At 72.5% G+C, this 1,688-nt stretch carries 3 protein-coding genes; all 3 read left to right on the top strand.

Annotation, left to right across the window (positions count from 1 at the left end; translation table 11 throughout):
- On the top strand, window positions 1–405 hold a 405-nt coding region (locus tag G6021_RS13805), incomplete at its 5' end, for an aspartate dehydrogenase domain-containing protein (protein ID WP_182641535.1).
- A gap of 33 nt (window positions 406–438) precedes the next feature.
- Window positions 439–702 carry a hypothetical protein gene (locus G6021_RS13800; protein ID WP_182641534.1) on the top strand — a complete coding sequence of 88 codons (264 nt, stop codon included), beginning with the start codon at window positions 439–441 and terminating at the stop codon, window positions 700–702.
- 3 nt (window positions 703–705) lie between these two features.
- Window positions 706–1,688, top strand: a 983-nt coding sequence (locus tag G6021_RS13795) for an FAD-dependent oxidoreductase (protein ID WP_182641533.1), incomplete at its 3' end; no start/stop codon positions are given.

Raw genomic sequence — 1,688 nt, 5'->3', positions numbered from 1 at the left:
GTCACCATCAAGAGCCCGGCCGCGCTGGGCATCCGGCAGACCCTCGACACGCCCCTCGAGGTCTTCCGCGGGTCCGCGCGGGAGGCGGCGCTGGAGTTCCCCCGCACCTCCAACGCCTCCGTGGCGCTCGCGCTCGCGACGCTCGGCCTGGACCGCGTGGAGGCGATCGTGGTGGCCGACCCCGGGGTGCAGCGCACCCGACACGTGGTGGAGTGGGAGTCCCCGGTGGGCCGCTACGACATGCGTTTCGAGAACGCGGTGGACCCGGACTCCGGTGGCCGCACCTCGGCGATCACGGCGTGGTCGGTGGCCGGGGTCCTCACCTCGATCAGGGCCGGGGCCGGGCCCGGCGTGGTGGTCGTGGCTGCGGCCCGACCGGTGGAGGGTGCGCGGGTGACGCCATAGCGTGGAGGGACCAGCCGCCACGAAAGGTGTCCCATGACCCACGCACGGCCCTCCGACCCCGATCCGAGTCAGAGCCCCGATCTCGACAGCGGCGGTTCACCCGACGGACCGCAGACCCCGGACTCCGATTCCACGTCGATGCAGTCGGACAGCGCCACGGAGAAGCAGAGCCCGACGCAACGGCAGAGCCCCACCCCGTCCCCGTCCAAGAAGGGGGCGTACATCCCGATCATCGTCATCGTCCTGGTCGTCCTCCTCCTGGTCATCGGGCTCGTGGGCTACGCAGTGACGGTCTGACCCGTGTCCGCCGCGTTCGACACCGTGATCATCGGAGGGGGCAACGCCGGGATCTCCCTGGCGGCCCGCCTGCGCCGGGACGGTCGGCAGAACATCGCTCTGGTCGACCCGAGTCCCGTGCACCGGTACCGGCCGATGCTCAACTACGCCGCCACCGGCCTGGCACCGATGAGGCGGTACGAACGCGCGATGACGGACGTCGTCCCCGCCGGCGTCCACCTGCTCCCCCACCTGGCCGGACGGGTCGACACGGACGCCCACACCGTCACCCTCGGTCCGCGCGAGGAGGGTCCCACGATCACCTACGAGGACCTGGTCGTGTGCCCCGGCCTGACCCCGCGGTGGGACGCGATCCCCGGGCTGGACAAGGCCTACGTCGCCGGATGGGCGGCCTCGGCCCACGTGCCCGAGTACGCGGGTCGCGCGTGCGCCGCGCTGGTCCGCCTGCGCGAGGGGACCGTGGTGTTCTCGGTGCCACCCGAACCCGCCTCCTGCGGCGGGACCGTGCTCAAGGCCATGTTCCTGGCGTGCGACCGCTGGCGGCGCGAGAAGGTGCTCGATCGTATCGACGTGCACCTGGTGACCCCGTTCCGCGGACTCCTCGGACTCGAACCGTGCGACTCGCGGGTGCAGCCGTACCTCCGGGAGTACGGCATCACCGTCCACGAGGGATCCGAGGTCGCCGCCGTGGATCACCACGCCCGCACCGTCACACTCGACGGCCCGGTCCCCACCACGATCGAGGACGTCGACCTGGCCTACGTCACCCCTCTGAGCCGCGCGCCGAAGTTCATCGCCGACGCCGGGTTGTCCGACGGCGGTGTCGCCGGGCTGGTCGAGGTGGACCCCCGGACCCTGCGCCACGCGCGCCTCGACTCGGTCTGGGGCCTGGGCGACGCCGCGACCGTCGACACCCGTCCGTCCGGAGGGGCGCTGAGACCGCAGGTGGCGGTGGTCGCCGACAACCTGCGCGCGGCCCGGGACGA

Origin of the sequence: Dietzia sp. CW19 (assembly GCF_014145265.1) — a bacterium.
GTDB classification, from domain to species: domain Bacteria; phylum Actinomycetota; class Actinomycetes; order Mycobacteriales; family Mycobacteriaceae; genus Dietzia; species Dietzia natronolimnaea.
This window is presented reverse-complemented; position numbering and strand designations above follow the sequence as displayed.